The 25418-nt window shown below is 43.8% G+C and carries 18 protein-coding genes and 1 pseudogene; 8 read left to right on the top strand and 11 right to left on the bottom strand.

Annotated features, from left to right (window positions below):
• Positions 1-231: 231 nt before the first annotated feature.
• On the top strand, positions 232-1398 hold the full coding sequence (nagA, locus tag KFO40_RS11205; protein ID WP_008022640.1) for an N-acetylglucosamine-6-phosphate deacetylase: 1167 nt from the start codon (positions 232-234) through the stop codon (positions 1396-1398).
• Positions 1399-1419: 21 nt separating this feature from the next.
• Positions 1420-2592 (top strand): N-acetylglucosamine-6-phosphate deacetylase, encoded by a 1173-nt coding sequence (nagA, locus tag KFO40_RS11200; protein WP_118408174.1) that lies wholly within the window; start codon positions 1420-1422, stop codon positions 2590-2592.
• Positions 2593-2850: 258 nt separating this feature from the next.
• On the opposite strand, the gene KFO40_RS11195 is transcribed toward nagA (KFO40_RS11200), so the two are convergent.
• From KFO40_RS11195 to KFO40_RS11185, 3 genes are all read right to left on the bottom strand, one after another.
• Entirely contained in the window at positions 2851-3213 is a 363-nt protein-coding gene (locus tag KFO40_RS11195) for a thioredoxin family protein (RefSeq protein WP_008022638.1), read from the bottom strand.
• A gap of 193 nt (positions 3214-3406) precedes the next feature.
• On the bottom strand, positions 3407-5071 hold the full coding sequence (locus KFO40_RS11190) for a long-chain fatty acid--CoA ligase (protein ID WP_211146365.1): 1665 nt from the start codon (positions 5069-5071) through the stop codon (positions 3407-3409).
• A 280-nt stretch (positions 5072-5351) separates the two neighbouring features.
• Positions 5352-6818 (bottom strand): potassium/proton antiporter, encoded by a 1467-nt coding sequence (locus KFO40_RS11185; protein WP_049702674.1) that lies wholly within the window; start codon positions 6816-6818, stop codon positions 5352-5354.
• Positions 6819-6984: 166 nt separating this feature from the next.
• Here KFO40_RS11185 and KFO40_RS11180 point away from each other — a divergent pair, with 166 nt between their 5' ends.
• The gene (locus KFO40_RS11180) at positions 6985-8169 is read left to right on the top strand and encodes a uracil-xanthine permease family protein (RefSeq protein WP_211146364.1); all 1185 of its coding nucleotides are present in this window, start codon (positions 6985-6987) and stop codon (positions 8167-8169) included.
• Positions 8170-8455: 286 nt separating this feature from the next.
• Here the strand turns inward: KFO40_RS11180 and hcp are convergent, their stop codons facing one another.
• From hcp to KFO40_RS11150, 6 genes and pseudogenes are all read right to left on the bottom strand, one after another.
• On the bottom strand, positions 8456-10087 hold the full coding sequence (hcp, locus tag KFO40_RS11175) for a hydroxylamine reductase (RefSeq protein WP_004316974.1): 1632 nt from the start codon (positions 10085-10087) through the stop codon (positions 8456-8458).
• Between the two features lie 150 nt (positions 10088-10237).
• Positions 10238-10906, bottom strand: coding sequence for a Crp/Fnr family transcriptional regulator (locus tag KFO40_RS11170; protein WP_151936610.1), 669 nt, complete (start codon positions 10904-10906; stop codon positions 10238-10240).
• Positions 10907-10916: 10 nt separating this feature from the next.
• Positions 10917-12230 carry a sensor histidine kinase gene (locus KFO40_RS11165; RefSeq protein WP_151936609.1) on the bottom strand — a complete coding sequence of 438 codons (1314 nt, stop codon included), beginning with the start codon at positions 12228-12230 and terminating at the stop codon, positions 10917-10919.
• Positions 12227-13567: a sigma-54-dependent transcriptional regulator gene (locus tag KFO40_RS11160; RefSeq protein ID WP_151936608.1), complete on the bottom strand. Its 1341-nt coding sequence runs from the start codon at positions 13565-13567 to the stop codon at positions 12227-12229. Before KFO40_RS11160 ends, KFO40_RS11165 begins: the two co-directional genes overlap by 4 nt.
• A gap of 75 nt (positions 13568-13642) precedes the next feature.
• A complete protein-coding gene (locus KFO40_RS11155; protein ID WP_134985226.1) occupies positions 13643-14446 on the bottom strand; it encodes a hypothetical protein in 804 nt (267 codons plus the stop codon).
• Positions 14427-15231: pseudogene (locus KFO40_RS11150) on the bottom strand (metallophosphoesterase family protein). The gene KFO40_RS11155 and the pseudogene KFO40_RS11150 overlap by 20 nt, the downstream one beginning before the upstream one ends.
• 302 nt (positions 15232-15533) lie before the next feature.
• Here KFO40_RS11150 and KFO40_RS11145 point away from each other — a divergent pair.
• Together KFO40_RS11145 and KFO40_RS11140 are read left to right on the top strand one after the other, a co-directional pair.
• Positions 15534-16208, top strand: coding sequence for an ABC transporter ATP-binding protein (locus tag KFO40_RS11145; RefSeq protein ID WP_087318724.1), 675 nt, complete (start codon positions 15534-15536; stop codon positions 16206-16208).
• 14 nt (positions 16209-16222) lie between these two features.
• The gene (locus tag KFO40_RS11140) at positions 16223-18541 is read left to right on the top strand and encodes an ABC transporter permease (protein ID WP_120145112.1); all 2319 of its coding nucleotides are present in this window, start codon (positions 16223-16225) and stop codon (positions 18539-18541) included.
• Positions 18542-18581: 40 nt separating this feature from the next.
• Here the strand turns inward: KFO40_RS11140 and KFO40_RS11135 are convergent, their stop codons facing one another.
• Complete coding sequence (locus KFO40_RS11135) at positions 18582-19943, bottom strand: MATE family efflux transporter (protein WP_009039523.1); 1362 nt, start codon at positions 19941-19943, stop codon at positions 18582-18584.
• 150 nt (positions 19944-20093) lie between these two features.
• Between KFO40_RS11135 and KFO40_RS11130 the strand changes: the two genes are divergently transcribed.
• The 3 genes from KFO40_RS11130 (at position 20094) to KFO40_RS11120 (ending at position 22994) form a co-directional block, all read left to right on the top strand.
• A complete protein-coding gene (locus KFO40_RS11130) occupies positions 20094-20741 on the top strand; it encodes an HAD family hydrolase (protein ID WP_117683477.1) in 648 nt (215 codons plus the stop codon).
• A gap of 265 nt (positions 20742-21006) precedes the next feature.
• Positions 21007-21828: a 3-methyl-2-oxobutanoate hydroxymethyltransferase gene (gene panB / locus KFO40_RS11125; protein WP_004316964.1), complete on the top strand. Its 822-nt coding sequence runs from the start codon at positions 21007-21009 to the stop codon at positions 21826-21828.
• A gap of 8 nt (positions 21829-21836) precedes the next feature.
• Complete coding sequence (locus KFO40_RS11120) at positions 21837-22994, top strand: MFS transporter (RefSeq protein ID WP_117683476.1); 1158 nt, start codon at positions 21837-21839, stop codon at positions 22992-22994.
• A 103-nt stretch (positions 22995-23097) separates the two neighbouring features.
• Here KFO40_RS11120 and KFO40_RS11115 read toward each other — a convergent pair whose 3' ends face one another.
• Positions 23098-25314 carry a RelA/SpoT family protein gene (locus KFO40_RS11115; RefSeq protein ID WP_004316962.1) on the bottom strand — a complete coding sequence of 739 codons (2217 nt, stop codon included), beginning with the start codon at positions 25312-25314 and terminating at the stop codon, positions 23098-23100.
• Positions 25315-25418: the final 104 nt, after the last annotated feature.

The following is a 25418-nucleotide window of genomic DNA, read 5'->3' as shown; positions in this document are numbered from 1 at the left end:
TTCCTTTTTAGGCTAGCAAAGGTATATGCATGAAGGGAATTGACTAAACTTAATCCCCCAAGAATTACAACTGAGCCCTAATATTGGACTTTATTAGAAGTTTATCGGACGATTTTATCGATAGATTGAATAGAAAAACGTAATTTTGCAAACGAAAAAATCAATGTACTCCCCCCAAAAAAGAGCGTCATTGATTCACACAGACCTTTAATTAATTTAACTATTTGTGATATGTTAACACAGATCATTAATGCACGCATCCTGACGCCTCAAGGTTGGCTGAAGGATGGGTCAGTTCTTATTCGCGATAACAAAATTCTGGAAGTAACCAATTGTGACCTTGCCATTATCGGAGCCAAACTGATTGATGCCAAAGGAATGTATATTGTTCCGGGCGGTGTAGAAATCCATGTTCACGGTGGCGGTGGAAGAGACTTTATGGAAGGCACCGAAGAGGCTTTCCGGACAGCAATCAAGGCTCACATGCAGCATGGTACCACCAGTATTTTTCCTACCCTTTCTTCTTCTACCATTCCGATGATCCGTGCAGCTGCGGCAACTACTGAAAAAATGATGGCGGAGCCCAATAGCCCTGTACTCGGACTCCATCTGGAAGGACATTATTTCAATATGGACATGGCAGGCGGACAGATTCCGGAAAATATCAAAGATCCCGATCCCGAAGAATATATTCCGTTGTTGGAAGAAACACGCTGTATCAAACGTTGGGATGCCGCACCGGAACTTCCCGGAGCCATGCAATTCGGTAAATATATCACGGCAAAAGGTGTACTGGCTTCGGTAGGACATACCCAGGCAGAATTTGAGGATATACAGACGGCTTATGAGGCGGGATATACGCATGCTACTCATTTTTATAACGCGATGCCCGGTTTCCATAAACGGAAAGAGTACAAGTATGAAGGTACGGTAGAAAGTATTTATCTGATTGATGATATGACAGTGGAAGTGGTGGCTGATGGTATTCATGTACCTCCGACGATTTTGCGTCTTGTCTATAAGATAAAAGGAGTGGAACGCACTTGCCTGATAACGGATGCGTTGGCTTGCGCCGCCAGTGATAGCCAGGTTGCCTTTGACCCGCGTGTGATTATTGAGGATGGAGTCTGTAAGTTGGCAGACCATTCAGCCTTGGCCGGGAGTGTTGCAACGATGGATCGCTTGATTCGTACCATGGTGCAAAAGGCGGAAATTCCTTTGGAAGATGCCGTAAGAATGGCTTCCGAAACTCCTGCACGGATTATGGGAGTGCTCGACCGTAAAGGAACGCTGGAACGTGGCAAGGATGCCGATATGATCGCTTTGGACAGAGACTTGAACGTGAGAGCCGTATGGGCAATGGGAGAACTGGTGGAAGGCACCAACAAACTGTTTTAAATCTAATAAATAACAAAGACTATGTTGACTCAAATAATAAACGGAAGAATACTTACCCCGCAAGGCTGGTTGAAAGATGGTTCCGTATTGATTTGTGATGGAAAAATATTAGAGGTAACTAATAGTGATTTAGCGGTTATCGGTGCAACGGTTATTGATGCCAGAGGGATGACGATAGTGCCCGGATTCGTAAGTATGCATGCACATGGAGGTGGTGGGCATGATTATACGGAAGCAACGGAAGAGGCTTTCCGCACCGCAACCAATGCACATCTGAAACATGGTGCTACCGTTATATTTCCTACTTTGTCCTCTACTTCATTCGAAAGAATCTACCAGGCAGTCGATGTATGTGAGCACTTGATGAAAGAGAAGGATTCTCCGATTCTCGGTCTGCATATCGAAGGCCCATATCTGAATCCGAAGATGGCGGGTACGCAGTATGACGGTTTTCTGAAAACTCCGGATGAAAATGAATATATTCCTTTGTTGGAGCGTACGTCTTGTATCAGACGTTGGGATATTAGTCCCGAACTGCCCGGTGCACATGATTTTGCAAAGTATACCCGTTCGAAAGGAATTATGACTGCTGTTACACATACCGAAGCCGAATACGATGAAATTAAAGCTGCATTTGCAGTAGGATTTTCTCATGCTGCTCATTTTTATAATGCGATGCCGGGTTTCCATAAACGTCGTGAATATAAATATGAGGGTACAGTGGAAAGTGTGTATCTGACGGATGGAATGACTGTGGAAGTGATTGCGGATGGTATTCACCTGCCTGCCACTATCCTGAAACTGGTTTATAAGTTGAAAGGCGTGGAGAATACCTGCCTTGTTACCGATGCTTTGGCGTATGCCGCTTATGAAGGGAATGAACCGATTGATCCTCGTTATATCATAGAGGATGGCGTATGCAAGATGGCGGATCATTCTGCGTTGGCCGGTAGTTTGGCTACGATGGATGTGTTGGTTCGCACTATGGTAAAGAAAGCGAATATTCCTTTGGAAGATGCCGTGCGTATGGCTTCTGAAACTCCTGCCCGTTTAATTGGAGTGAGTGATCGTAAAGGGGCGTTAGCAAAGGGTAAGGATGCTGATATTGTGATTCTTGACAAAGAACTGAATGTACGTTGCGTATGGTCAATGGGAAAGATCGTTCCGGGAACTGATAATCTGTTGCATAAATAACCATTGAAATAACCTTTGAAAGGGAAGAGGCCGTCCGGAGACTTCCTAAAAGAAAAATGCCCTTTACTAAGAACTAAACTGAATCCCAAAAGTTGGATACAAAATTTTAGGAGTTCAGTTTATTCTAGTAAGGGGCATTTTATAAGATCAAGGCTTTTCAGCCTCTTATTATAAAAATAAATGTTCTGTATTATATCAAAAGCCTGGTAGTTTATCAGTCTATCGTCATAAGGAACTTTCCGGACTTTCGATGTTTTTCTATTCTGAAAGTAAACTGGTTTCTATTAATTCTTTCAATTGGGCTTTATTCATAGTGCCTAATTTCATTGCCGGTTTGCCGTTCAACGGACAAAGTAACAGATTGGGAATGGTACGAATCTTAAATGCGCTTTCCAGTTCCGGTTCCTGATCGACATCCACTTTATAAATATCTAATTTACCTTCGTATTCTTTTGCCAATTGGTCTAATATAGGCGATAATGCTTTGCAATAGACACACCAGGGTGCATGAAAATCGACCAGGCAAGGTTTATTCCCTTTAAAGTTCCAACTATCAGGATAAGATTGATAATCAGCTACTTTCTCAACAAAACTATCTTTGGTTAAATCTATTATTTTCATATATCCTATTTTTTTAATGATTCGTTTTATTTTCTCTCCTGCAAAGATAGGGGAGTTGGAATGAAAGAAGGCTGGCCATTTTTCCTGTTGTATTTACAATTCTTCCTTTATGGCTCTTTTCTAATCAAATTTTAATCTGATATGAGAGGCTTATAATCGTTTGCAAGATTACTTATCGTGTTATCTAGGATAATTATCCCTTTGCTTCCTGATACATAAAGCGTTTGATTGACTTTTTCGCAGTCTTTTCAAATTCCTCGAAATGGATCTTTATCTTGCTTATTTGAGAATAGTTAGGAAGCTGTTGATTCAACTCGATACGGTTTTGTTCCATCACTTTCTGAATATCCGTCTGCTGCAATCCATGAGCGAAAGCGTCATCGAAATCCGGATAAATCATTGCTACCAGCTTTTCATGCTGTAAGACAATCAATGATTCCGCAACATACGGCATATTGTTCAGTTTGCTTTCAATTTCTTCCGGATAAATATTTTGTCCGCTAGAGGTGAGAAGCAGGTTTTTGCTACGTCCGCGAACTGTTATGTAACCTTCTTCATCCAACGTGCCGAGGTCACCGGTATGCAGCCAGCCGTTAGCATCGATAATTTGCGCGGTAGCTTCCGGATTTTTATAATAGCCCAGCATCATGTTCATTCCTCTGCATACAATTTCTCCGGCATGCGTTTCCGGATCCGGCGAGTCAATACGGACTTCCATCCGGCTGGTTGCCTTTCCGCAAGAAGCAAGTTTCAGTGTTTCCCAACGACTGGAGCAAATGATAGGACCACATTCAGTCATACCGTAAGCGATTGTGTAGGGGAATCCTATCTTTTTGAGGAAGGCCTCAACTTCAGCATTGAAAGGAGCGCCTCCGATAATAATCTCGTCAAAGTTTCCACCGAAGATTTCCATGGCGGCCTGCCGTGCCAGCGATTTGATTTTATCATTCACGATAGGCACTTTAAGCAATAACTTACCGATTTTGCTGTCTACTTTAGGGAGAATATCTTTCTTAATAATCTTTTCCACAATCAATGGCACACAAGAGATCACTCTTGGCTTGATTTCAGAGAAAGATTGAGAAATGATTTTCGGAGACGGCATGCGCGTCAGAAAATAGATGTGCGCACCTGCAGAAAATCCGTAAAGGAAATCATATACCATACCGAACACATGCCCCATAGGCAACATGGAAACGATATGATCGCCCGGTTTAACGGGAAGCATCTCGAAGCAGTAAGCCACATTCGACCAAAGACTGCGATAGGGGAGCATCACTCCTTTAGAGTAACCTGTGGTGCCGGAAGTATAATTGATAATAGCCAGTTCTTCAGGATGATCCTTCCGGTAGCAAATATGTTCCGGGCGGAAGTTCTTGGGATATTGTCGACCATATATTGCATTCCGGTGTTCAAAAGCATAAGTGAGTTTCTCGTTGCGTGATACTAATGGTGAGAAATCTGTTAGTAAAGCAATACCCTCTAATAAAGGCATGGCGTCCTCATTCAAATTTTCCCAGGCTTGGTCACCGACAAAAAGTAATTTGGCTTCGGAATGGTTGACGATATTATGAATATTATCTGCCTTGAATTCATGCAAAATAGGAACAATAACGGCTCCATAAGTAATCGTTGCCAGGAAAGTAACCGCCCAATGGGCACTGTTACGTCCGCAAACGGCAATTTTATCTCCCGGCTGGATGCCGGCACTTTCCAAGACAATGTGAAATTTAGCGATTTTACGCGCTACATCCTTATATTGAAGGGTAATTCCTTTATAGTCAGTTAAGGCATCCTTGTCCCAGTTTTTGATGATGCTTTGCTCAATATAATCAATGAACTGATGTTCTTGTTCCATTCGATTTTTGCACATTTAGTTTAAAACTGCGCAAAATTAATACTTCGCTGATGTAAACCGAATTTTAAATTCAAGTTTTACGGTTAATTAACGGAGGGGAATGAACAATTTTTACGGCTTGCTAAGGCGTTTTCGTGTTTCTTCCTTAAAACTAGTCTGTTGGCCTATTTAAAACATTTCGTCTCCACACATGAAGAAGAAACGAGTGTCTTATAGGGACAAGAGGCTTCATACGTGGAGACGAATCAGTTATAGTGTATAGAATCAATCTTTTCGGATGTTAGTCAGAATCAGTCTCTTCTTCTTTTGATTTTTCGGAGATGAGCAGCAGTTTATCTCCTTCATGCAGTTTCAGCGTTCCGTTGGGAATCAGGAACTCATCTCCGCGCTTCACAATCATTACCAGCGTGCCTTTCGGGAGATTCATATCTTTCAATGTATCTGCTTCTTCCAGCATACTTTTAGTAATAGTCATATCACTAAGATCAGAGTCTATTTCTTCCGGGAGTTCCACTCCGAAATCATTTCCTGTTTTTTCCAGTGGTTTGGAAAGATTCAAGATCCGGGCTACGAAAGAAATCGTTGTTCCCTGTACCACCAATGACACGATGGTAATAAAGAAAACAATGTTGAAGATGAGGTTCGAACCCTCTACGCCCGCCACTACCGGATAGGTGGCAAAGATAATAGGAACTGCACCGCGCAATCCTACCCAAGAGACGAAAATACGTGATTTCATCGTAATTTTCCGGAATGGAAGCAAACAAAGGAATACGCTTAACGGTCGGCCGATAATAATCATAAAGACACCAATCAACAATGCCACAGCAGCTACTTCCAACATCTCGTGCGGATTGACAAGCAATCCCAGGCAAAGGAACATGATGATTTGAAACAACCAGGTCAGTCCGTCCATAAAGGTGTAGATATCCTTACGGTGCATGATTTTATTGTTTCCCACCATGATACCAGCGATATATACGGCAAGGTATCCGTTACCTTTCAGTAAGTCGGTGATGGAGAAAGTGAAAAATACAAATGCAAGTAATAAGATAGGATATAAGGCCTGATTGTCAATATTGAGCTTATTCAACATTCGGATTGCGAGCTTTCCGAGTACATATCCGGCAGCCGCACCGACGATAAACTGGATGGCAAAAGAGCCTACGATAGCTCCGACTCCCATACCAGACGATTGAATAAACTGTATCAGGACAATGGTAAGCATATAGGCCATCGGGTCATTACTTCCGCTCTCCAGTTCCAGCATGGGACGGAGGTTGTGCTTTAAATTCATCTTCTGTGAACGGAGAATGGCGAACACCGAAGCCGAGTCCGTAGACGACATGGTAGAGGCCAAAAGCAGGGAAGTGGTGATAGGTAAATAAATATTAGACCAGCTCATACCTGATATCCACCAGATAAAGAGCCCGGTGAAAAGAGCTGTGAGCAGTACTCCGACAGTGGAAAGCACGATACCGGGACCTAAAATAGGTTTGATTTCTCTGAATTTCGTATCCATACCTCCCGAGAAAAGGATAATGCTAAGAGCGACCATACCGATAAACTGCGCGTCTTTCGCGTCGTGGAATTGCAGGCCGAGGCCGTCACTTCCAAACAACATTCCTACTACGAGGAACAATAATAAGGTAGGTACTCCAAAGCGATATCCGGTTTTTCCAACAACAATGCTGACGAAAAGTAAGATAGAACCGATAAGTAGGGTGTTTTCTGCTGTAAATATCATAGGCAATATATTATAAAGTTATAAAATTGTCGTTTTAATTCTCACCGTGCGAAGTTACACATTATTAACAACAAATAAAACCCCTTTTTAGATGTATTTTTGTGAAAAAAGGGAGTTAAATTGTCTAAAAAGACTAATTTTGCAGAGATTAATCTACATTATACTTATGGATTCAAATAATCTTACACCTTTGAGGAAAGGGGTGGTGGGGGTACAATTCTTGTTTGTGGCTTTCGGAGCTACGGTACTCGTGCCGTTATTGGTAGGGCTCGATCCTTCGACAGCTCTGTTTACAGCAGGTATTGGTACGCTTATCTTTCATGCCGTTACGCGTGGAAAGGTTCCTATCTTTTTGGGGAGTAGTTTCGCATTTATTGCGCCTATCATTAAAGCGACAGAACTTTATGGGCTGCCCGGCGCTTTATCCGGCATGGTTGGAGTTGCATTAGTTTACTTTGTGATGAGTGCGCTTGTCAAATGGCAGGGAGTGCGGGTGATTGAACGGTTGTTTCCTCCTGTTGTCATAGGACCTGTCATTATTCTGATAGGTTTATCATTGGCGGGAACAGGAGTGAATATGGCAAAAGAGAACTGGGTGCTGGCTCTCCTTTCATTGGTGACTGCGGTTGTTGTTTCGATGAAAGCTAAAGGACTTTTGAAGCTGATACCTATTTTCTGTGGAATTGTAGTGGGGTATCTGGCTGCATGGCTCTTCTATGGTTTGGATTTGTCCGGTGTCAGAGATGCCGCTTGGATTGGATTGCCGCAGTTTGTCTTTCCTAAATTCTCATGGGAGCCGGTGTTATTTATGATTCCGGTAGCTATTGCTCCGGTGATAGAGCATATTGGTGATGTCTATGTGGTGAATACGGTTACGGGAAAAGATTTCGTGAAAGACCCGGGATTGCACCGCACCTTATTGGGGGATGGTCTGGCTTGTTTCTGTGCCGGATTGCTGGGTGGGCCTCCTGTGACTACCTATTCGGAAGTGACAGGAGCCATGTCATTGACAAAGATTACCAATCCGCAAGTGATCCGAATAGCTGCCATCTCTGCTATCTTATTCTCCGTTATTGGTAAAATCAGCGCATTACTAAGATCCATACCTAGTGCGGTACTGGGTGGCATTATGCTGTTGCTTTTCGGGACGATTGCCTGTGCGGGTATTGGTAATCTTGTGAATAACTGTATTGATTTGAGCCGTACAAGAAATATAATCATTGTATCATTAACGTTGACTGTCGGGATTGGTGGTGCTGCTTTTAGTTGGGGTGATTTTTCGTTGTCCGGTATCGGATTGGCAGCTTTGGCAGGAGTAGTTCTCAATTTGATATTGCCCAAAGAAGATTGATATTCTATTCAAAAAGAAACCATCCACTATGCGGAAATAATAAACGAGGATGTGTCATAATGCCCAAATTGAAAAATTTCCCCTTGCTACAGCTATGTGTAGGGGCGTTTCTCTAAAGAAAGGAGCTTTGACTTTACCCTCCTTACACAGAGAAAAAGATAGTGACGGTATATGATGGAAATAGTGACGGTATCATTGCCGTATACCGTCACTATCCTTATCATATACCGTCACTATTTTTTAGAAGGAAATTTGTCTGTAAAATACCCTTCTGTTCCCTTATCATTTATGATAGAAACTTCACAATATCTTCATCCACTGTACTGATACCTCCGATTCCAAATTGCTCGATCAATACGTTCTTTACATTCGGTGAAAGGAAAGCAGGAAGAGTAGGCCCTAAATGAATATGTTTCACTCCTAAAGCCAGCAATGCCAATAAAACAATGACCGCCTTTTGTTCGTACCATGCAATATTGTATACGATAGGTAACTGATTCACATCGTCCAGTCCGAAGATTTCTTTCAGCTTTAGGGCGATTACAGCCAGTGAGTAACTGTCATTACATTGTCCCGCATCCAGCACTCTTGGAATACCGTTGATATCACCTAAAGCTAATTTATTGTATCTGTACTTGGCGCAACCTGCCGTAAGAATCACCGTGTCACCAGGTAACTTTTGAGCAAATTCCGTATAATATTCACGGCTCTTCATACGTCCGTCGCATCCTGCCATTACAAAGAACTTACGGATGGCTCCACTTTTCACGGCATCCACCACTTTATCTGCTAAAGCCGTCACCTGTGCATGAGCGAATCCACCGATGAGTGTTCCGTTTTCGATGGCTACGGGTGGCTGGCATTGTTTAGCATGGGCAATCAGGGCAGAAAAATCTTTCGGTTTTCCATCTTTGCGTTCGGGGATATAATGCGCGCCTTCCAGACCACAGGCTCCTGTGATGTAAATGCGGTCTTTGTAGCTGGCATTCGCACGTGGCGGAACAATACAGTTACTTGTAAACAGGATCGGACCGTTGAAACTTTCAAATTCCTCTTTTTGTTTCCACCAGGCATTTCCGTAGTTTCCTGCCAGATGCTTATACTTCTTTAGTTGAGGATAATAGTGCGCAGGTAGCATTTCACTGTGCGTATATACATCTACCCCTGTACCTTCCGTTTGTTCCAGCAACTCTTCGAGGTCTTTTAAATCATGTCCGCTTATCAATATACCCGGATGATTGCGGACACCGAGATTCACTTGTGAGATTTCCGGATTACCGTAACTGCTCGTATTTGCCTTGTCCAGCTGTGCCATTGCCGATACTCCATGTTTTCCTGTTTCCAGCGTTAATTGAACCAATTCTTCCACAGTAATATCATTGCGGGTCAATTCGGACAATGCGTGCTGCATGAAAGCAAATATCTCCGGTGACTGATAGCCCAGGTTATGCGCATGCTCTACATAGGCAGCCATTCCTTTCAGACCATAGTGTACGAGTTCTTTCAGTGAGCGTATATCCTCGTTAGGCGTGCGAAGCACACCGACTGTTTTTGATTTTTCTTCAAATTCCTCTTCGTTTCCATCCCAAAGACATTCGTCAGGAGCATTTTCGATCTTTACCTTACCGGCAAGTTCCTTTTTCAGTTTCAGTCCTTCTTTGATTTTTTCGGTGATCGCCACTTTATCAAAATTGGCATTGGTGATGGTGATGAACAAAGCATCATAGATAAATTTGTCTGCTTGTTCGGAAGACTGTCCCTCTTTACGCAGATGTTCGTTGTAGACAGCAATTCCACGTACTACAAAAAGCAGCAGGTCTTGCAGGTTAGCCACTTCGGAAGTTTTACCGCATACACCTTTTAAGGTACAACCCGTACCCATTGCGGTTTCTTGACATTGATAACAGAACATACTCATAACTTTTACGGTTTTAATTAGTCCAACAGTTTATTTATTGAACGCAAAAGTAGAGGAAAGGTTTCAGGTAATTCTGTAACCAATGTTACAACAATGAATATTTTTATCTCAAATACTCACTATTAGATAAATGATCCTTAAACCGGAGCATTATTGGATGAGCCGGACCAGTTCTTCTTTCTGTAAAATAGTGATATGTTTACGATCCGCTATCAATAGTCCGTCTTCCTGCATGTGTGCCAGTTCGCGGGCGAGGGAAGGGCGGGACACTCCGAAGTAATCACCCAACTCCTGTTGCGAACGGTCGAGGGTGATATGCTCCTGTTGCTGTAGTTTGTACAGGCGGAGCAGGTAGGAGGCAAGTTTCTGACGAATGGTCTTGAACGACATGAAGAAAAGTTTATCCGATAAAGTCCGTGCATAATTGGCGGAGAGATTCATATAGTTTTCCAAAAACTGCTCGTTCTTGCGGAACAAACTCAAAACACTTGGTTTAGGAAGCTCGATCACCTCTGTCGGTTCATTGGCAGTCACCTCCACCGGATAGCGGTTCTGCTCACCGAACAGGAACAGAGGGGCAATCGCTCTGGGAGCAGTTATATCTTCTACCTTGATAAGACGTCCCGAATAGTCAATCATTTCTCCACGCACACTTCCTTTGGTCAGGATGACAAGACGGTTGCACACATCTCCCTGTCGCGCCAGGATTTCTCCTTTCTTATAAGAACGTGTATGAAAACTGATCTCTTCCAGATCGGCAAGAAGTCTTTCCGGAGTGATTCCCCGGAATAGCGGATTGTTGACTAGTGTAGGTATCATATATCAATCGTTATTTGAATTTTAAAATAAACGTTGTCTCTTTCTCCCGTAGTAATGTAAGGCTTCCTCCCGAAAGGCGCATGATTTGGCGAGAGATACTAAGCCCGATTCCGCTACCACCTTCTTTGGTGGTGAAGAAAGGAATGAAGATATGTTCTGCTATTTCCGCTGGGATTTCGGGACCATTGTTCTTTATCTCAATCCATATTTCTTCCATGTCATTGCAGGACGCCTTCAACTCAATTCTCCCATCCGGCTGATTGCCGATTGCCTGAATTGCGTTCTTTAAAAGATTGATAACTACCTGTGAAATAAGATTCTCATCTGCATATACGATTAAGTCCGCAGGAGTAATCTCTGTGTGGAAACGGATATGTTCGCATGGATGCTGATGACAGGCAAGTTCAACCATTCTTTCTATGAATGCTTTCACATAGAACAAGGAGGGTTCCGGTGTCGGTATGCGTGTGAATTGCCGGTATGATTCTACAAAGGCAAGCAACCCTTTTCCGGTCGTACTGATTGTCTGCAATCCGTGATTCACCTCTTCGTCTTTATCCGCTGATATTGAAAGAAGCGTATCGCAGAGGGAAGTGATGGGAGTCACAGAGTTCATGATCTCATGTGTCAGCACCCGTGTCAGTCGGATCCATGAATCTATTTCTTTTTCATCCAGTTCGGTATTGATATCATTCAGGGCAAGGATGCGCAGATGCTCTTTGCGTACATTGATTTCCGACACACGGATGGATAAGTTAATCGTTCCCCGTTCATTGTGAAATATGACTTGTAGTTTGTCCCCCGGGCGACAGTTCTCTATTTTCTCCATAAGCTGCGCATCCACCTGACTCAATTGGCGGATATGTGTAAACACGTTCAGCCCTAAAATACGGAGTGCTTCTTTGTTCTTCTGATAAACGGCTCCATTGTCATTGAGCACTACTAATCCTGTACTGACAAAATCAAGAATCAGTTCGTAGTATTTCTCTTGCTGGGCTGTTTCAGCTTTCACGCTATATAAGATATGTCCCACGCGGTTGAGCGCCCGGTTTATTTCTTTGCTTTCGGGAGTACCGTTTTCTTCGGTAAAATGAAATGTATTATCATTATTCTCGAGAGCATCAATCATAAAAAGCACCTGTTTGGTGTGGAGGCGATAAAGGCGGATTTGCCAAAGTATGCTAAGAACCAATAAACAAAGACTGACTCCTAACCAACCGTATGATTGATGTATACCGAACCACACGGACGATATACAGAAAAGTGCCGTCAGCAAGACTCTGAACCAATATTGAACGCCTACTTGTTGAAGCTGCACTGTCATAATCCGAACTTTTTCATCTTGTTATAAAGAGTCTGCCTGGTTATGCCCAGTTGGGCGGCTACTGCTGATAAGTTTCCTGCGCAAGCGTCGAGCGCTTTCCGTATCATCTGCATTTCCATTTCTTCCAGCGTAGAAATACTTTTCTCCTGACTCTCCGTGCGCGGAATTGATAATTGGAACAATTCGGCAGGAACGAGCGGACTGTCATTGATGATAACGGCCTTTTCAATCACGTGTTCCAGTTCACGGATATTACCATACCAAAGGTGTGCTTTCAATTTATCTTTAGCGTCGGGAGTGAACTTCATCAATGCCTTGTCATATTGCTTGCAAAAGCGTACCATGAACCTTTCGGCCAATGGAATAATATCTTCTTTCCGTTCCCGCAAAGGAGGAATCTCTACATGAATGGTATTGATGCGATAGAGCAAATCTTCCCGGAATTCACCTTTCACTACCATCTCTTGCAGATTCCGGTTGGTTGCGCATATCAGTCGGATATGAATGGGAATCGGCGTGTTGCTTCCCACTCTCACAATGCTTCGTCGTTGGAGGACGGTCAGTAGCTTTGCTTGCAGGTGATAAGGCAGGTTGCCTATTTCATCGAGAAACAGTGTACTGTTATCGGCAGCCTCAAATTTGCCGGTCCGGTCGGTGTGTGCATCGGTGAAAGAACCTTTAACGTGTCCGAAAAGCTCACTTTCAAATAAAGACTCTGTGATAGTTCCCATATCCACTGCAATCATTTCTTTATATTTGCGGTTGGAAAGGACATGAATCTCTCGTGCCAGCATTTCTTTCCCCGTTCCGTTTTCGCCCGTTATCAGGATATTGGCGTCAGTGATGGCTACCTTTTCAATCAGTGCGCGGAGTTGTTGCATCACTTTGCTTTCTCCCCAGTACATAGGTGAGTGGGTGGTTTCTTCTTTGCCGTCCGTTTTCTTGTCGTTGTGCGTAGAAGCTGCTGCGACTTGCAGGGTTTCCACCAGTTTTTGGTTATCCCAAGGCTTGACGATAAAGTCGGTTGCTCCTTCTTTAATCCCCCGGATAGCCAGTTCGATGTCGGCATAAGCCGTAAAAAGTACGACCGGAAGTTCCGGACGTACTTTCTTTATTTCATGTAACCAGAATAAACCCTCATTGCCGGTGTTGATGCCTGATGTGAAATTCATATCCAGCAGAATTACTTCCGGGGCTTCTTCCCTTATGACACTGGACAGGGTGACAGGAGAGGAGAGTGTGACAACCTTAGAAAAATAATTTTTCAAAAGGATTTGTATGGCTGTCAATACTCCTTTATTATCGTCTACAATGATGATTGTTCCTGATTTACTCATTTTCGTTCAAGTTTGTAAAGCGCAAACTTACGAAAAAGTGAGTTATAAATCATAATTCATAAATCATAAATTCTTTTATAGCCACTGGAACTTCAATCCGAATGATAAACTAAGATAATCACGGGGACGGAGATAGCTATTGTTTACTGCACTGATAACATACAGGTCGCACGTACTTATTTCATAGAAAAAAGTCACCGACTTGGCTAAAAATCTACGTTGCGGATCGATATCGTATGTCAACCGTTGTCCCATGAAAACATGAAAACGTACTTTGCTGGAGAAACCATAGTAACCTTTCGGATAACGTTCCGGCTCATTCACCCAAAACTGGTCGCCAAATACGGTATTCACATAAAGCCCGCAGGTAAGAGGTTCCGTAGAGAAGCCCTTTCCGATATTAATGCTCCAGGGCATATAGTTCTGCTTGAGCGTCATGGTTACTTTGGCCTTCTTTGACGAATATTTCGGTATAAATCCGAGCAATATATCCGTTTCCCACTGATTACGTTTCCCGTAATCCCATCCCGTACCGAAAGAAAGCAATCCCATGTTTCCGGCATACTGTATTTTGGAGTGCGTCGGGATAATCCGTTCCCAGTGACTGCGGAAACGGTGAATCCGGTTATCGTAACGACTGTGTTTCACCTGCTTCGGTGCAACCGGCAATACAGAGTCCGCTTTGATGATCGTAAATATAGAATCTCCTGTGCGAAAAGTGATAATTGAATCATCTTTGATAATGAAACGGAGTGAATCATCCTTGTACGAGTTGATGATTGTATCTGCTTTACAAGTAGCTGAAATCAGACCGGGAAGTAACAGAAGTACGGATAATACTCCTGCGCGCAAGATATAGTTAGTATTTAACCAGTTCATATTCATATTTTTCCGGGGTTATTGTAAATACCAGATAAGTACGGTAATCCATACAATCACTGGTAACATAATGTATTCCATCATCAAAGATCACATCGTCCTGATAATGGTGGGTGTGAGCAGCAGTACAGACTTGTATTCCCGGGTATTGTCTGATATAATGTTGAAATACTTTAGCCACATTATCGTTGAATACATCCGTGTAAGGGGCGTGCGTGCATACTAATGACAGTCTTTTCAAACTCGTCCAGCCTGCTCGTAATCTCTTGTTCCATAAAGGTAAAGTTCGGCACAGGTTCAGAGTAGTCATACTCCAGCGCATTGGTGTTCAGGCAGACAAATTTCACATTACCTGCGATGAAAGAAAAGTTGGTGGGACCGAATACCGCCTTGTATGTTTCTGCTCCCGTCCCCAAGCAATCATGGTTTCCGATAAGGGTTACATAAGGCACGTTAAGTCCGTTCATTATATCCCTTTGCCAGAGAAACTCTTTGGTTAGTCCGAAGTCACTCATATCCCCTCCGTGAATAACGAAGTCAATATCATTCCGTTTATTAATCTCTTTCACGAAATCTTCCGTTTCATCGTACCATCGTTGTGAGTCGCCCATAGTCACAAAGCGTATGGTCGTTTTACCTTGGCAGTTTGCCTCTATTCTTTCGATATTATGTGCGTTGACCTCTGTTTCGCCGCTGATACGGACGTCGTATGGATGGTAATCTATCATGCCGCATCCGGAAAGTAAAAAGCACGATAAGAATACATATACACTCTTTCTCATCATAATTATTTTGTTTATAGTCTAGAAAACTAAATGCAAAGATAAAGTTTTCTATTTGGATGGACAATCGGCTAACAGGCAAATAGGACTCTTTGAACAATAAATGGGAGATATGGAACAGTATCCGATTTGTCTAATAATTAGACGGTCCTGTCTAATTATTAGACAATGCTTGGGAAACTAAGAAAAGATAAATGATTGAAAATGAATAGCTATTCTTGTTTGGCATACTTTCTGCATGACTAAAAACGTCAATAGTAAAACTGGAAATAAATCTATGTAGAACAACATCATAAATAAACAAGATGATACAGATTGAAAATATTAGTAAAGTATTCCGTACTACCGAAGTGGAGACGGTCGCATTAAATCATGTAAACCTTGAAGTAAAAGAAGGAGAATTTGTTGCTATCATGGGACCGTCTGGCTGTGGGAAATCCACCTTATTAAACATCCTCGGCCTATTAGATAACCCCACTGAAGGCTCTTACCTGCTGATGGGAGAAGAAGTAGCCGGCCTGAAAGAAAAGGAACGTACCCGTGTCCGTAAAGGCAAACTGGGTTTTGTATTCCAGAGCTTCAACCTTATGGACGAATTAAACGTCTACGAGAATGTGGAACTTCCGCTCACTTATTTAGGCCTTAAATCTTCCGAACGTCGCCGAATGGTAGAAGACATTCTAAAAAGAATGAATATCAACCACCGTGCTAAACATTTTCCTCAACAGCTTTCCGGCGGACAGCAACAACGGGTGGCGATAGCCCGCGCGGTTGTTACCAATCCTCAACTTATCCTTGCCGATGAGCCTACGGGTAACCTTGACTCAAAAAACGGAGCGGAAGTGATGAATCTGTTGACGGAACTGAATAGAGAGGGGACAACCATTATCATGGTGACCCACTCACAGCACGATGCCAGTTTTGCACATCGTACCGTACATTTATTCGATGGAAGTATTGTAGCAAGTGTAAAGGCATAAACAGAGAACCAACCATGAGACAAATCTATTATACTATACGTACCTTATTGCGTGAACGTGGATCGAATATCATACGAATCATTTCCCTTTCCTTAGGGCTTACTATCGGTATTCTGCTTTTCTCGCAGATAGCCTTCGAACTAAGCTATGAACAATGCTATCCGGAGGCAGAACGCTTGGCACTTGTACGTTGTCAAAGAATTAATCTTAGTACGGGTGAAACGGCTGGTGATGATAAAGAGACCAGTTATGACTATACTGTTTTCGATGTGCTGGCATCTACTTTGGCAGAAGAGATGCCGAAAGAAGTGGAGGTTGCCAGTAGTGTCCTTTCGATATGGAGTGCCAATATCTATTATGAAGATAAATTGTTGCCCGATGCAGATTATATCTTTGCGGATACTTGTTTTTTTCAGACCTTCGGCATACCGGTGTTGCAAGGCAATCCCAAGGATATGATTATGCCCGGAAGCGTTTTTGTTTCGGAGCATTTTGCCCGTGAGACGTTCGGGGATGAAGACCCTGTCGGGAAAGTGCTTTCTGCTGAAAAACAAAACACACTGACCATACGTGGGATCTACAAAGATGTGCCGGAAAATACGATGCTCACCCATGATTTCGTGATATCTGTTCATCAGAATGGAGGGTATCATTCAGGAGCCGGTTGGAGAGGAAATGATGTCTTTTATGCTTTCCTTCGTTTGCGCCATGCATCGGACATTGACAAAGTGAATGCTGACATTCAGCGGGTGATCGGAAAATATACAGATTTAGAGTATGATGGCTGGAAAGTTGAATTTAGTGCCATTCCATTGGTGAAACTTCATCTGGTTTCTCCCGATGTACAAAAGCGTTTGGTCATTTACGGATTTTTGGGCTTTGCTATTTTCTTTGTGGCTATCATGAACTATATGTTGATATCCATTGCCACTTTAAGTCGTCGTGCAAAAGGAGTGGGAGTGCATAAGTGCAATGGAGCCAGTTCCACCCATATTTTCAGAATGTTTATGGCAGAGACGGGAATCCTTGTCATTCTTTCCGTATTGCTTAGTTTCTTACTGATAATCAATGCGCGTGATCTGATTGAAGATTTACTTTCCGTCCGTCTTTCCTCACTTTTCACTTGGGAAACGTTGTGGGTACCGTTGCTCACTATCCTTGTTCTCTTCATACTGGCAGGTGGCATACCGGGACGATTATTCTCCCGTATCCCTGTCACGCAGGTATTCCGCCGGTATACAGATGGGAAGAAAGGGTGGAAGCGTTCGTTGTTGTTTGTGCAGTTTACAGGAGTTTCTTTCGTCTTGGGATTGTTGCTGGTCACTCTGTTGCAGTACAGTCATCTGATGAGCCGTGATATGGGTATCGTCGTGCCCGGATTAGCTCAAGCGCAGACATGGTTGCCTAAAGAATCGGTAGAGCATATCAAAGACGATTTGAACCGTCAGCCGATGGTAGAGGGAGTGACTGTTGCCGTGAATGGGGTGTTGGGAGAGTACTGGACACGCGGACTGATGGGAAATGACGGTAAGCGGATTGCTACCCTAAATTACAATTCCTGCCATTACAACTATCCTGAAGTAATGGGTATTGAGATTATAGAAGGCACTACGCTGAAAAAGCAGAACGACTTATTGGTAAACGAAGAACTGGTACGTCTGATGAAATGGACCGACGGAGCAGTAGGTAAAACAGTGAATGACATTCAAGGAACGATTGTAGGCGTATTCCGTGATATTCGCAATAAAAGTTTTTACGTGTCGCAATCTCCTATTGTCCTGATTGGAGATGAAAATGCCAACCATGCATTTGATGTCCGCTTGAAAGAACCATATAACGAGAATCTGAAACGTCTGAATGAGTTTGTAGAAAACACCTATCCGAATATATCCTTGCGTTTTATCCTGGTAGATCAAATGGTGAAAAATATCTATAAAGACGTATACCGCTTCCGCAATTCCGTCTGGATCACTTCCGCCTTTATCCTGCTGATCGTTATCATGGGATTGATTGGCTATGTGAACGATGAAACCCAGCGCCGGAGCAAAGAGATAGCTATCCGGAAAGTGAATGGAGCCGAAGCATCTCATATCCTCGGATTACTGACACGTGACATTTTATACGTTTCAGTGATTTCTATCCTAGTAGGCACTACCGTTTCTTATTTTGCAGGACAGGCATGGCTCGACCAATTTGCCGAGCAGATTGATTTGAATCCATTGCTTTTTGCTGCTACGGCCTTGTTCGTCCAATTACTGATTGTAATCTGTGTTGTTCTGAAAGCATGGCATATCGCGAACGAGAATCCGGTCAATAGCATTAAAGCAGAATAAGCCGAATAGAATTAAATGGCAGAATAGGGCAGACACCGCCTTATTCTGCTACTACCGGATGCTGTTTGGAAACCTTCTTGATGTAAATCATCAGACTGACAACGGCCGTAATAAACGCCAGCGCATCCGATACCGGCATACTGATCCAGATTCCTTCCAATCCCCACCAGTTAGGGAACAGTAATAAGCAAGGCAAAAGATAAAGCAACTGACGCGTCAGCGAAAGGAAAATACTGATTTTAGCCTTGCCGATACTTTGGAAAAAGTTACCGATTACAATCTGTGCCCCTACAAACGGGAACATCAACACAGTCAACCGGATACCGCCTACCGCCAAATCAATCAATTCATCGCTATCAGTGAAGAGAGCCGATACGGCATGAGGGAAAAACTCACAAATCACGAACCCGCTGCTCGTAATCACTACCCCGGAGATAATCCCCAGTCGCAGCGTTTGTTTCACCCGGTCTATCTTTTGTGCGCCGAAGTTGTAGCCCACGATTGGCTGCATCCCCATAGTCAGCCCCAACACAATCATTACATAAAGCGTCAGCAACCGATTGATGATACCATACGCACCGATAGCCATATCGCCCCCATAATTTTGCAAACTGTTATTGATGATAATCACGATGGCACACGCACACACATTCATCAGGAATGGAGACATACCGATGGCGAAGATACTTTCTACAATCCTCGGTTTCATTTTCCAGATATTCCCTTCAAAATGCACCGTACTGTCTTTCTTGGTGAAGTGGCTCACCACCCACACCATACCAATCAACTGCGAGATAACCGTTGCCGTAGCCGCACCCCTCATTCCCCATTCGAAGTGGAAGATAAAGATAGGAGCGAGGATGATGTTAGCCACCACCGTTACCATTGAAGTGAGCATAGCCTTTTTGGGGTATCCGGTAGCGCGCATCACGTTGTTCAGCCCGATCATTGTGTAAGTGATGGGAGTTCCCAGCAAAATCACCTGCATAAAGCTGCGTGCATATGGAAGGGTGTCGGCGCTGGCTCCGAAAAAAGTCAGTATATCATCCAGGAAGATAAAAGACAGAATACCGAAGAAAAGAGAATTTGTGATACAAAGCATCAGCGTATGTGACAAAATTTCCGTAGCTCCTTTCATATCCTTCTGTCCCAAACGGATAGAGGCGAGGGTAGACCCACCAGCCGAAACCAGTGTACAGAAAGCGACAACAAGATTCATCAGCGGGAAGCTGATAGCCAGTCCGGCAATAGCCATCGGTCCTACGCCATGTCCGATGAAGATACTATCAATGATGTTATAGATAGAAGTAATCGTCATTCCGATAATCGCAGGAATGGAATATTGTAACAGCAATTTGCCGATACGTTCTTTGCCTAAAATGTGCGGGTCGTTCTTGCTCATGCGCCAGTAGATTTTGTTGGATAAAAACGTATGTTACGTTTTTTTTAGCTTTGCAAAGGTACGAATTATTTGCCTGATTCGATGATTATTCGGAACTTTGCGGCGATAGATACACAAGGTTTAACGTTTTAGGTAAAAAGACAGTTTAATATGAATACAACGAAAACAATTGCAGCACTCTTCGACTTTGACGGTGTCATCATGGATACAGAAACGCAGTACACTGTTTTTTGGGACGAGCAAGGACGGAAATATCTGAATGAAGAAGATTTCGGACGCCGCATCAAGGGACAGACGCTATTACAAATCTATGAAAAGCATTTCGCGGACAGACCCGAAGCACAGCTCGAAATAAGCGCTGAACTCAATGTTTACGAGAAAAAGATGTCCTATGAATACATCCCCGGAGTAGAAGCCTTCATAGCCGATCTTCGTCGGAACGGTGCAAAGATAGCCGTAGTCACCAGCTCCAACGAAGAGAAGATGGCAAACGTCTACAATGCCCATCCCGAATTTAAAGGAATGGTAGACCGCATCCTGACAGGAGAAATGTTTGCCCGTTCAAAACCCGCTCCCGACTGTTTCCTGCTGGGAATGGAAATCTTTGAAGCCACCCCCGAAAACTCCTACGTCTTTGAGGATTCTTTCCACGGCCTGCAAGCCGGCATGACTTCCGGGGCAACAGTGATCGGACTTGCCACCACCAACTCACGCGAAGCCATCACCGGAAAAGCCCATTATATAATAGACGACTTCACCGGCATGACATACGAAAAAATGATCTCTCTCCATAAATAACGGCATTATTTTTAAATAGTTACCTCACTTATATTATATTAATAAATGAAATAAGAAAAATAACCGAGATAAATAAAAATAGTGAGACCCACCCATCCTTTCCAATGCCTTCCAACTATCCAAGCGAAGCATTTGAAAGGATTTTTTGCTTTTCTTTCCCAGTTATGAATTAAATGTTATAACTTTGCCGCAATTTTTGAAAGCGTCCAAATGCGCAGACATCAATGACATAAATCATAATTCATAAATCATAAATTAAAAAGACATGGCTGGTTATATATCAGATGACACAAGAAAGGTGACTACTCATCGCTTGGTTGAAATGAAACAGAGAGGCGAAAAAATATCTATGCTGACTGCGTATGATTACACAATGGCACAGATTGTAGACGGTGCGGGAATGGACGTAATCCTGGTAGGCGACTCCGCTTCTAACGTAATGGCAGGTAACGTGACTACATTACCTATCACGCTCGACCAAATGATTTATCATGCCAAATCCGTAGTACGTGGTGTAAAGCGTGCGATGGTGGTAGTTGATATGCCTTTCGGATCTTACCAGGGCAACGAGATGGAGGGACTTGCTTCCGCTATCCGCATCATGAAAGAAAGTCACGCTGACGCATTGAAGCTCGAAGGCGGTGAAGAAATCATTGACACGGTGAAACGTATCGTATGCGCCGGTATCCCTGTGATGGGACATTTGGGACTCATGCCTCAATCCATTAACAAATACGGAACCTATACCGTACGTGCCAAAGACGAAGCCGAAGCCGACAAACTGATTCGCGACGCCCATTTATTGGAAGAAGCAGGCTGTTTTGCCATTGTACTCGAAAAAATACCTGCTACCCTTGCAGAGCGTGTAGCTTCCGAACTTACTATTCCTATCATCGGAATCGGTGCCGGCGGCCACGTAGACGGTCAGGTATTGGTTATTCAGGACATGCTTGGCATGAACAACGGATTCCGTCCGCGTTTCTTACGTCGTTATGCTGACTTGTACACGGTGATGACCGACGCCATCAGCCGTTACGTTTCCGACGTGAAGAATTGCTACTTCCCCAACGAGAAGGAACAATATTAAGATAGTATATGGCAGTTAAATTGTGGACAGTTCATTTTATGCGGATATGTGTAGCTAATTTGCTGTTGTTTATATCCTTGTATGTGTTATTTCCGGTACTTTCCGTAGAGATGGCCGACCGTCTCGGAGTGCCGGCCGCACAGACAGGAGTAATCTTTCTTTTTTTCACCTTGGGGATGTTCCTCATCGGTCCTTTCCATGCTTACCTGGTAGATGCCTACAAACGTAAATACGTATGTATGTTTGCTGCTGCCCTGATGGTAGTGGCGACGATTGGGTACGCCTTTGTGACGAACTTCACAGAACTAATCCTGTTGAGTACCGTACAAGGACTGGCCTTTGGCATAGGCACTACTGCCGGTATCACCTTGGCTATCGACATCACCAACTCCACACTGCGGAGCGCGGGAAATGTCAGCTTCTCGTGGACGGCACGTTTGGGAATGCTCTTTGGAATTATCCTCGGAGTGTGGCTTTATCAAAGCCACTCATTCCAGAATCTGCTCACTGTATCTGTCATAACCGGAGCTGTAGGAATTCTCATGCTATCGGGGGTATATGTACCTTTCCGTGCGCCGATTGTCACTAAACTCTATTCCTTCGACCGTTTCTTATTGCTTCGTGGATGGGTTCCCGCTATCAACCTGATTCTGATAACATTTGTTCCGGGCTTACTGATTCCAATGGTACACCCTTTTCTAAACGATTTCGTACTCGGAAACATGGGAATCCCCGTACCGTTCTTTATCGGCACAGCCCTCGGATACATTGCTTCCTTGTTCTTTGCGCGCCTGTTCTTCTTCAAAGAGAAAACGCTGCGCCTGGTCATTATAGGAATCGGGTTGGAAATGGTAGCCATGTCCTTATTGAACACAGACCTTTCGATAGGCATCTCTTCCGTACTCTTGGGATTGGGTTTAGGTTTAACCATGCCGGAATTCCTGATGATATTTGTGAAACTATCCCATCATTGCCAACGCGGAACAGCCAACACTACCCATTTATTGGCAAGTGAAGTCGGTATCTCCCTGGGTATCGCTACTGCGTGCTACATGGAATTAGATACAGACAAGATGCTCCATACCGGACAGATGGTAGCTTCTATCGCTTTGCTGTTCTTCGTATTGGTTACTTATCCTTATTATATAAAGAAGAAGGTAAGATAAAATAGACAGAAGAACAAAAGAACATATTTCAGGAGTGATGATTGTTTTTTGATTTTCATCATACGTATCCAAAAATATGTTCTTTTGTTCTTCTGTCTTAATCTTAATTCCTGCTCACCTGTTTTACTCCCTTCACCGTCCGTAATTTTTTGATAAGAGCCTCCAAACGCCCCGTATCACCCACCATTACTGTCAGTGTGCCAGAGAACAACCCATCGTTCGAATCAATACCGATAGAACGTAGCGTGATACCATTCTCTTTCGAGATGATCGAAGTAATATTTGTCACGATACCAATATCATCATGTCCTACAACGCGCAGCGTGATCGGATATTGCGTACCTTCCGACTTGCCCGCCCAGCGAGCCTTCACAATCCGGTAGCCGAAACGTTCGCGCATCTGGTTCGCGTTCGGACAATCCGACCGGTGTATCTTGATGCCGCCGCTCACCGTTACGAACCCGAACACATCATCGCCATAAATCGGGTTACAACATTTAGCCAGTTTAAACTCCAGTCCTTTCAGATTCTGGTCAATCACCAGTACGTCCTCTTTAGATGTCGTTTCCTCCTGTGCGGTCTGCAAATTATACCCTTCGGCACTCCGATAAACAATTTCATCGTGCGTATCGCTGTCCCGTTTCTGCTGTTCGATGTATTTATCCAGAATCTCGTTCACATCCAGTCCGCCATCGGCAATCCGTTGATAAAATTCCGTCACGTTCTTGAATCCCAAACGCTTGATGAGGCGCATCATGGTTGCTTCATCATACTCCAGTTTGCGGTTCTTGAATTTTCGTTCCAGCGTCTCTTTGGCAAACGCATGTTGGCGTGCCACCATCTCTTTGAGCGCCTGGCGTATCTTGGTGCGTGCTTTGGAAGTCGTCACGATGTTCAGCCAGTCCTGTTTCGGAGTCTGGGTGTTTGAAGTCATGATTTCCACCTGGTCGCCGCTGTTCAACTTCTGCTTCAACTGCACATTCTTGCCGTTCACTTTCGCGCCGATACACTTGCATCCCAACTTACTATGTATATGGAAAGCAAAATCGAGCACCGTAGCCCCTTTAGCCAGCTTGAACAAATCCCCCTTGGGCGTAAAGACAAACACTTCATCCTCGTAGAGATCCATCTTAAACTGATCCATCACCTTCATCGAGTCGTTGTCCGCGTTCTCCAATGCCTCCCGCACGGAAGTCAGCCACTCGTCCAAGCCCGTTTCTCCTTTGATACCTTTATATCTCCAGTGCGCAGCCAGTCCGCGTTCCGCGATCTCGTCCATCCGTCGGGTACGTATCTGCACTTCCACCCATTTCCCTTCCGGGCCCATCACGGTGATGTGCAACGACTCGTAACCATTACTCTTCGGTATTGAAAGCCAGTCGCGCAGACGCTTCGGGTTCGGCTGGTACATATCCGTCACAATCGAATACACCTGCCAGCACTCCTGCTTCTCCTTCGCCGGGTCCGGTTCCGAATCCAGTATGATACGGATGGCGAACAAGTCATAAATCCCCTCAAAAGGAGTCTTTTGCTTCTGAATCTTGTTCCATATCGAATGAATCGACTTCGTGCGTCCCTTGATGTCGAACTTCAGTCCCGCTTCCGCCACCTTCTTTTGGATCGGTTCGATAAAAGCGGCGATATACTTGTCGCGGGAAGCCTTCGTTTCGTTCAGCTTATCCTTGATGAAATAATATGTCTCTTTCTGCGTATATTTGAGAGACAAATCCTCCAGTTCCGATTTCAGCTTATACAATCCCAGCTTGTGAGCCAGCGGAGCATACAGATATGCTGCTTCGTTTGCTACCTTGATCCGGTCCTCCTCGTTGCCTGTATCCTTTATTTTGCGCATCACGTTCACGCGGTCGGCAATCATAATCAGGATTACGCGCATATCCTCCGCAAACGACAGCAGCAGATTACGGAAATTCTCCGACTCGATGGCAGGGCTTTTGGCATACAGCTCGTTCGTCTTCACTAATCCCTTGATGATACTTGCCACGTCTTCACCATATTCGGCGTTCACCTCGTCGATAGACAATACATGACCTTTCACGATTTCGTGCAACATGATCCCGATCAGGCACGAACCTTTCATACCGATTTCCTCGGCAACGATCACTGCTGTTTGTAAATCTCTGATGACGGGATTCATCCCGAAGTTATTGCGTTGCAGACCGTTACATTGGGCCGCTTTGATAAGATGTTTCTTTAACTTTTGGCAATCTCTCCAGAAAATACTGTCTCCGGCAGACTGCAATAAATGTCGATAGAGTGAAAAAAGCTCCTTTTTTTCCTCCAATGTAAAAAAGTCGTCCATATTCAATCTTGTTAATTCGATGTAAAAGTAGTTTTTTTTCCGGTTATTCGGCAAGAAGTAAATAACATTTTGTATTTTTGGGCATCAATTAATAAAATTAGATA

Source organism: Bacteroides sp. 1001302B_160321_D4 (assembly GCF_015667765.1).
Classification (GTDB): domain Bacteria; phylum Bacteroidota; class Bacteroidia; order Bacteroidales; family Bacteroidaceae; genus Bacteroides; species Bacteroides xylanisolvens.
This window is presented reverse-complemented; position numbering and strand designations above follow the sequence as displayed.

Coding starts and splice junctions, on each gene's coding strand:
- nagA (WP_008022640.1), top strand. CDS start 232: ATGTTAACACAGATCATTAATGCACGCATCCTGACGCCTCAAGGTTGG.
- nagA (WP_118408174.1), top strand. CDS start 1,420: ATGTTGACTCAAATAATAAACGGAAGAATACTTACCCCGCAAGGCTGG.
- KFO40_RS11195 (WP_008022638.1), bottom strand. CDS start 3,213: ATGAAAATAATAGATTTAACCAAAGATAGTTTTGTTGAGAAAGTAGCT.
- KFO40_RS11190 (WP_211146365.1), bottom strand. CDS start 5,071: ATGGAACAAGAACATCAGTTCATTGATTATATTGAGCAAAGCATCATC.
- KFO40_RS11185 (WP_049702674.1), bottom strand. CDS start 6,818: ATGATATTTACAGCAGAAAACACCCTACTTATCGGTTCTATCTTACTT.
- KFO40_RS11180 (WP_211146364.1), top strand. CDS start 6,985: ATGGATTCAAATAATCTTACACCTTTGAGGAAAGGGGTGGTGGGGGTA.
- hcp (WP_004316974.1), bottom strand. CDS start 10,087: ATGAGTATGTTCTGTTATCAATGTCAAGAAACCGCAATGGGTACGGGT.
- KFO40_RS11170 (WP_151936610.1), bottom strand. CDS start 10,906: ATGATACCTACACTAGTCAACAATCCGCTATTCCGGGGAATCACTCCG.
- KFO40_RS11165 (WP_151936609.1), bottom strand. CDS start 12,230: ATGACAGTGCAGCTTCAACAAGTAGGCGTTCAATATTGGTTCAGAGTC.
- KFO40_RS11160 (WP_151936608.1), bottom strand. CDS start 13,567: ATGAGTAAATCAGGAACAATCATCATTGTAGACGATAATAAAGGAGTA.
- KFO40_RS11155 (WP_134985226.1), bottom strand. CDS start 14,446: ATGAACTGGTTAAATACTAACTATATCTTGCGCGCAGGAGTATTATCC.
- KFO40_RS11145 (WP_087318724.1), top strand. CDS start 15,534: ATGATACAGATTGAAAATATTAGTAAAGTATTCCGTACTACCGAAGTG.
- KFO40_RS11140 (WP_120145112.1), top strand. CDS start 16,223: ATGAGACAAATCTATTATACTATACGTACCTTATTGCGTGAACGTGGA.
- KFO40_RS11135 (WP_009039523.1), bottom strand. CDS start 19,943: ATGAGCAAGAACGACCCGCACATTTTAGGCAAAGAACGTATCGGCAAA.
- KFO40_RS11130 (WP_117683477.1), top strand. CDS start 20,094: ATGAATACAACGAAAACAATTGCAGCACTCTTCGACTTTGACGGTGTC.
- panB (WP_004316964.1), top strand. CDS start 21,007: ATGGCTGGTTATATATCAGATGACACAAGAAAGGTGACTACTCATCGC.
- KFO40_RS11120 (WP_117683476.1), top strand. CDS start 21,837: ATGGCAGTTAAATTGTGGACAGTTCATTTTATGCGGATATGTGTAGCT.
- KFO40_RS11115 (WP_004316962.1), bottom strand. CDS start 25,314: ATGGACGACTTTTTTACATTGGAGGAAAAAAAGGAGCTTTTTTCACTC.